General features: G+C 47.6%; 6 protein-coding genes and 1 pseudogene. 5 read left to right on the plus strand and 2 right to left on the minus strand.

Annotated features, from left to right (window positions below; translation table 11 throughout):
* Positions 1 to 69 precede the first annotated feature (69 nt).
* Positions 70 to 1,128, plus strand: coding sequence for a serine hydrolase domain-containing protein (locus ACSHWX_RS12615; RefSeq protein WP_435668581.1), 1,059 nt, complete (start codon positions 70 to 72; stop codon positions 1,126 to 1,128).
* A gap of 24 nt (positions 1,129 to 1,152) precedes the next feature.
* Here ACSHWX_RS12615 and ACSHWX_RS12620 read toward each other — a convergent pair whose 3' ends face one another.
* Positions 1,153 to 3,012, minus strand: coding sequence for a putative bifunctional diguanylate cyclase/phosphodiesterase (locus ACSHWX_RS12620; protein WP_435668582.1), 1,860 nt, complete (start codon positions 3,010 to 3,012; stop codon positions 1,153 to 1,155).
* A gap of 334 nt (positions 3,013 to 3,346) precedes the next feature.
* Here ACSHWX_RS12620 and ACSHWX_RS12625 point away from each other — a divergent pair, with 334 nt between their 5' ends.
* The 4 genes from ACSHWX_RS12625 (at position 3,347) to ACSHWX_RS12640 (ending at position 5,016) form a co-directional block, all read left to right on the plus strand.
* Positions 3,347 to 3,649 (plus strand): hypothetical protein, encoded by a 303-nt coding sequence (locus tag ACSHWX_RS12625; RefSeq protein WP_435668583.1) that lies wholly within the window; start codon positions 3,347 to 3,349, stop codon positions 3,647 to 3,649.
* Positions 3,631 to 3,873 carry a hypothetical protein gene (locus ACSHWX_RS12630; RefSeq protein WP_435668584.1) on the plus strand — a complete coding sequence of 81 codons (243 nt, stop codon included), beginning with the start codon at positions 3,631 to 3,633 and terminating at the stop codon, positions 3,871 to 3,873. Before ACSHWX_RS12625 ends, ACSHWX_RS12630 begins: the two co-directional genes overlap by 19 nt.
* On the plus strand, positions 3,870 to 4,319 hold the full coding sequence (locus ACSHWX_RS12635) for a plasmid mobilization protein (protein ID WP_435668585.1): 450 nt from the start codon (positions 3,870 to 3,872) through the stop codon (positions 4,317 to 4,319). The genes ACSHWX_RS12630 and ACSHWX_RS12635 overlap by 4 nt, the downstream gene beginning before the upstream one ends.
* A 247-nt stretch (positions 4,320 to 4,566) precedes the next feature.
* On the plus strand, positions 4,567 to 5,016 hold the full coding sequence (locus ACSHWX_RS12640) for a relaxase/mobilization nuclease domain-containing protein (RefSeq protein WP_435668586.1): 450 nt from the start codon (positions 4,567 to 4,569) through the stop codon (positions 5,014 to 5,016).
* A 290-nt stretch (positions 5,017 to 5,306) separates the two neighbouring features.
* Here the strand turns inward: ACSHWX_RS12640 and ACSHWX_RS12645 are convergent.
* Positions 5,307 to 6,379: pseudogene (locus ACSHWX_RS12645) on the minus strand (IS3 family transposase); the annotation flags it as partial.

Below are 6,379 nucleotides of genomic sequence, written 5' to 3' on the forward strand. Positions count from 1 at the left end.
GCCCCGATGTTTAAGCCACTTTATTGTCTCACAACCCTGGGAATAACAACAATAACAAAGGTTCGAACTATGATTTTACGATTGCTTTTTGTGACCATGCTGAGCTTATTTGCTGGCACCGCACATGCCCAAACCGAAGCAATTGGTGATGCGCTTGCACAATATTTAGCCGATCAGAACATCGATGGGGCTAGCTTTTTAGCGAATTTAAACGGCAAAAAGATCTCTGTTGTAGAGGGCACAATTGACGAAGCCCAAGAGATGCAAACTAAAAATGATACAAGGTTCTACATCGCTTCAACCGGCAAAATGATGACAGCGGCTGCCATCCTTTCAATGGTCGAAGAAGGCAAACTGCAACTCGACGACCCGATTTGGCCAAACATCAAGTCTATTGCAGGTATTGAAGAACTAAAAAACGCTGACAAAATCACCCTACGTCAGCTACTCAATCACACCTCTGGACTAGCAGAATATCTAAACGAAAAATTTGACGATGCGAGCACCGAAACGCCATCCAAGAGATGGAGTGCTGCAGAAGCCGTTGCTTTTGCATTTGGCGCAAAGCCTGTTTTTGCCCCCGGCTCGTCGTTTGAATATACCAACACCAACTACGTGCTTTTAGGATATATCCTTGAGAACGTTGACGGCTCAATTGAAAACGCCTTGCAAAAACGTGTGTTCGACAAAGCAGGTATGTCAAATACGAATGTTGGCGCAAACCCCGATGAAAAAGGGCTAGCGCGCGGTTTTGACGAAGACGGAAATGATGCCAGCGAACAGGCTTGGGCCAGTGAACTCGGCGACGGACCGGCTGTTTCCACCGCGACTGATGTGGCAAAATTCATGCAAGCCTTGTTCGTCGACAAATCTATTCTAGGCGCAGACATGCTCACTCAAATGCTCAAAGGCTCGAAGCATGATGAAGGCTATGGTTTAGGCATGGGCGTTGACGGCGACGATTACGGTCCATGGTATGGCCATGCAGGCTCATATGGTGGCTATGAAGCTGATGTGCGCTATTACAAAAAGCAAAAAGCGGTGTTTGTTGTTTTGATGAACGGCAACCCTTCGGATGAGGAAGATGTCTTTCTGGATATAGCAACAAACATTGTTTGGGGTAACTAGCGCCCCAGACTTCACGGCAAAACCCTAAGAAGCGAGTTCTTTGCGCACTATTTCGAAACGATCTGGTACGGGAAGCAACTCTTCAACAATCGGTGGAATGCACAGCTGTTGAAGCCATTCAATAGCGGCGTCCACCGGCATTGGGCGTTCTACGCCATAGCCCTGAATAACATCGCACCCTGCTGCCAACAAAAGCTCGGCTTGTTCTTTGGTTTCGATGCCTTCGGCCACAACACTCAGCCCCAGCTCCGCGCACAAATTGATAACCGCACGAACAATGGTGAGTGTCGCTTTGTCGTGCATCATGTCTCGAACCATCGCCCGATCAATTTTCACGCCATTCGTCGCGATCTTAGCAAGGTGCGCCAATCCAGCATGACCCATACCAAAATCATCCAACTCGACCTTAAAGCCAGCTTGGCCCAGCGCTTGAATGGTTTCAAGATTATATCCGGTCGTCCCTTCAAGCAGATTTGATTCTAGAACCTCAATAGTAACTTGCGCATTGGAAAGTCCACGACGTGCGACTTCTTGAATAAGCCTCTTAATAAAGTTGGGGCTGTTTAGGGTTGCAGCGGAAATATTAATCGACATGCGCATTTTGTTGTAACCAAGATCACGCATATCTTTTAGCGCATCCAAGGCACCCCACATGGCGACCTTGTCTATTTCTGACATGAGGCCATTTTGTTCTGCGACAGGCAAAAACTCGCCAGGTGCCAATTTTCCGTAAACAGGGTGATGCCAACGAATTAGCGCTTCAAACCCGTGCACCTCATTTGCGGCGAGACTATATTGAGGTTGAATATCAACGATAAGCTCGCCGTTTCCAATACTTTGAGCGAGCTGAGAGGACAGCGCCATTTGGCGCTCATAGGCCCTGCCAAGCTCTTGATTAAAGGACGACATTCCATCGCGGCCACTGCGCTTCACATCATAGAGCGCCACATCAGCATGCTTCATTAGTTCGTTTGCCGACCTACCGTTCTCGCTTGAAATAGCAATCCCAATGCTACAGCCGACCGAGATCAAATGCTCATCATGTTCAATTGGCTTGTGTATTTGTCGTAAAATTCTTCGCCCTAATTCCTCAAGCGGCGCGAAACTTTCAACGTCTGGGCATACAATAAGAAACTCGTCGCCACCAAGACGGCCGGCCATCCCTAAATCGCCCACAATATGCCGCATGATGGATGCGGCTCGCTCAAGTACCGTATCACCTGCGTCATGACCCAATGAGTCATTTATCGCCTTAAACCTATCCAAATCAAGATGGAGCAAGCCAACTTTGGTTCCCAACTTTTCGGCCTTAGCCACCTGCTTGTCCAAATATGCCGAAAGCTTCATCCGGTTTGGCAATTTGGTCAGCGCATCATTTTCAGCAAGGGCGCGGTTTCGGGCTTCTGATCGTTTGAGTTCTTTTTGGTGCTCAACCTGCTCCGTGATATCCCGGGTGATGACGATCACCTTGGGTTCGTCCAGGTCGCTATGCCGCGAAACAGCAAAACTGAGTTGATTCCAGAACAATTCGCCATTTTTGCGCGCATTTTGGATGCACTCTAAATTCTCCATCGCACCTGGAGTGATATCATATCGAAAGTCGGCAATCTCTTGAGGCGTCTTTTTAGCGCCTTCGGGAAAGACAAACTCCTGTGGCTTCCGACCCAAAATCTCTTTTGCGCTATACCCTGTCAGCTTTTCATAAGCCGGATTACACCACTCAACGATCCCATTTACGTCCTGAATGATCAAACCGTCATTGGCATTATTGACAATCATTTCCATAACCGCATTCTCCGCACGGATACGTCGCAGCTCGCGCTTTAGGCGGTTTCCCCTAAATCGCAATTTCAGACCTGAGAAAAGCTGACTAAATGTATGCATGGTCCCCAAAATCGTTCTATGAGTGTGCTGCGCCCTGTTTCTGGTGTTTAGAATTCGGTTACCAGATCCAACGACTAACTCTATTTGAACTTCAGATTAGTGAGCGCACGTTAACCGATACCAAATACCGGACAGTAATCTAAGCTTTTTGCCTTTAGCCCTAACAACCTTTTAACGCGCTCATCAGCGTAAAACCGCTAGTTCGGAACGCATTTACGAAATATAGGATCCCAATATCTGCGTTTTATTGGAAGTAATTCAGTCAACCAGCTTGAAACAATTGAAAGCTCTCCCATCTCTTAAACACAGGACGCTTTTTCTCGTGGAGTAAGAATTGTCAGATAGAGACAAACGGCGTTTTGAACGTCAATTTGATCGCATTGAACGCGCGGTGCCGCTTATATTGCGGCGCACCCTGCGATGGCTTCGCCACCCATTGGCGCGTATAATCCGTATTCCTTTAGGGATATTGTTAGTGCTGGGCGGCATTCTCAGCATTCTCCCGCTACTAGGTATTTGGATGCTGCCACTCGGTCTTTTGCTGCTGGCGATCGATATTCCATTTTTGCAGGCCCCGACGGGGCAATGGATCATTCGTGCGCGACGCTGGTGGGAAAATTGGCGCAGAAAGAAATGACAACCGCCAAAACCAACGTAAAAGCCAACTTGAATAAATATATGATATATAAGGGAAAAATGGTGAACAGAGGGAGAGAAACCTCGAACACAATTTTGGAAACGCTTGAGGAATGGAATGACTACCTTAAGACTGAAGATGTTAATTTAGACAGCGTCAATTCGAAACCAGAAAATCAGCAACAAGCCCGGCCACGCATCCAACGTGAGGGGCCGTCACTATGAGGAAAGTTGAAGATTTCCCTGTTGTTGCACCAATTGGAGTGGACTTTACTAATTCAGCCGAACAACCACCTGAGCCTAAGAAAAAACAACCTCGCATTACATTTCGGGTAACCGATGAGAAAATGGCAAAACTCGCTCACTTATCTGCAGGTATGTCCTTAAGTGCCTATATGCGTCATTGCTTGTTTGGCAAAGATAACTCGCCGCGAAAAATGCGTAGCCGGGTGCCAATCAAAGATCAGCAAGCACTAGGTCGAGTTCTTTTTACCCTTGGACCAACTCGTATCGACAATAACCTCAACCAAATTGCATATGAAGCCAATTGTGGTTCACTGCTGCTCGATGTGCAAACGGATGAACGGCTGAATGAAGCTTGTCAGCACATAATGGACATGCGTTCTGATTTGGTAAAAGCACTTGGCGTTGGTGACGGCGCAGCGCCATGATTTTGAAAGGAAGTGAACGAGGCGGTGCTATTCAAATGGCGCGGCACCTTGAAAACGCAGACGACAATGAAATTGTCACCGTTCATAGAATAGAGGGTTTCGTTTCGGATACCTTTGCCGGTGCGTTGTCAGACGCGTATGCCATTAGTCAGGGAACTAAGTGCAAGAACTTCATGTTCTCTCTCAGCCTTAGCCCACCTGAGATTAAAAAGTCCCTGTCAATATTTTCGAGAAAGCTGTTTCAGGCATTGAAAACAAGCTCGGACTAGCTGGCCAACCTTATGTGATTGTGTTTCACGAAAAAGAAGGCCGTCGCCATGCCCACTGCGTTTGGTCACGCATTGATGGGGAAGCCATGAAAGCAATCAACATTTCGCATTACAAGCTCAAGCTACGGGATATATCGCGTGAGCTTTATCTTGAGCATAATTGGCAGATGCCGCGTGGATTAATCAACAGCGAAGAACGCGATTCGCTCAACTATTCTTATGAAGAATACCAACAAGCAAAACGCATTAAGGCCAATCCAAAAGTCATCAAACAGGCGTTTCAAGATTGCTGGACCGTCTCTGATGGTTGCAACACGTTCGCACATGCGTTGGAGGAACGCGGCTATTATCTGGCGAAAGGCGCGGTTTTGTGGCTATTGGCGCGGCGAAATCTACTCCATTTCAAAATGGGTTGGCGTTCGCACTAAGGAGGTAGAAACCAAACTTGGTGATCCAAACAAATTACAAACCATCGATGAGACAAACATTAATTGGCAAAGAATTTCACGGTCAAACTTCGCAATATGCCGATGAAGAAATCAATCGATATCATAATGGCGCTACTGCCCTCCTGGAGAGATGCGAGTGCCTTTCAAAAACACAAACGCAGAAACGCAATGAGTTAAAAGCTCAACATGAAACACGGCGGGTCCGCGAAACAAAACAACGGGCCTCCCAACTGGACTTGTCCCAGTTTAATTCCGCATCCAGTTCTCGTTTAAGCCATTTTTCGTTCGAATTCTGCGGGTGATATTCCTCCTATTGCTGAGTGACGGCGGTGGGTGTTGTAGAAGCCGTTGATGTATCTGAAGAGCGCATCGGTCACTTGTTGTCGTGTTTGCCATTGGTGCCCCCAGACGAGTTCAGCCTTCAGCGTTTTGAAGAAGGTCTCGACAAGGGCGTTATCATAACAATTTCCCTTGCCGCTCATGGATACCTTGAACCCAAGTTGTCGAAGCCGCTTTTGATAATCGTGCGAACAATACTGACTGCCCCTGTCTGTGTGATGAATGCAGCCTGGTGGTGGACTTCGTAATGCTACAGCACTGTTCAATGCTCTCAATGCAATATCCTGTTTCAAGCGATTGCTCACCGACCAACCCACGACACGTCGTGAATGAAGATCAATCATCACGGCCAGATACAACTATCCCTAGTGGGTCCAGATATAGCTAATGTCAGCGGCCCATTTCTGATTTGGACGGTTTGCAGCGAAGTTTCGATCCAGCCAATTTGGCGCGATATTGAACTTGTGGTTGGAATTGGTTGTTGCGTTCGCTTTTGGGCTCGAACCAATGGCGCCTTCAGAGGCTCACTACTTACGGGTTCTAACGACCTGAATGCCATTCTGGCGCATCAAACGGCCAACACGACGATGACCGACAGTAAGGCCGATCTCTTTCAGTTCTTGCGTCATCCTTGGGCGACCATAACTGCCAAGGCTGTGATGGTGCTGTTCTCGAATGTTAGCCAGCAAGACCATGTCCTGCCGCTGTCGATTGCTCACCGAACGTCCACGCCACGATCGGTATCCTCGCGATGTAACACCCAGAACATGGCACAGGCGATCTACAGGAATATGTTTTCGGTGTTCTTCGGGGAAACGCCCCACTGGGGCCTTTCCTAATCCTCTTCAGTTTAATATCTCCCGCTCCTCCAGAAGTATGCGGTTCTCTTTGCGAAGCCGTTCATTCTCTTTGGCCAGATCAATATCGTGTCTGACTTCAACGCATGTGGAACATCTTAGGGTAGTTTGATAAAGGAGGATTTCTGGTTCATCGTAACCTTCAT

It is taken from the genome of Maritalea sp. (assembly GCF_051251695.1).
GTDB lineage: Bacteria > Pseudomonadota > Alphaproteobacteria > Rhizobiales > Devosiaceae > Maritalea.

Coding starts and splice junctions, on each gene's coding strand:
- ACSHWX_RS12615 (WP_435668581.1), top strand. CDS start 70: ATGATTTTACGATTGCTTTTTGTGACCATGCTGAGCTTATTTGCTGGC.
- ACSHWX_RS12635 (WP_435668585.1), top strand. CDS start 3,870: ATGAGGAAAGTTGAAGATTTCCCTGTTGTTGCACCAATTGGAGTGGAC.
- ACSHWX_RS12620 (WP_435668582.1), bottom strand. CDS start 3,012: ATGCATACATTTAGTCAGCTTTTCTCAGGTCTGAAATTGCGATTTAGG.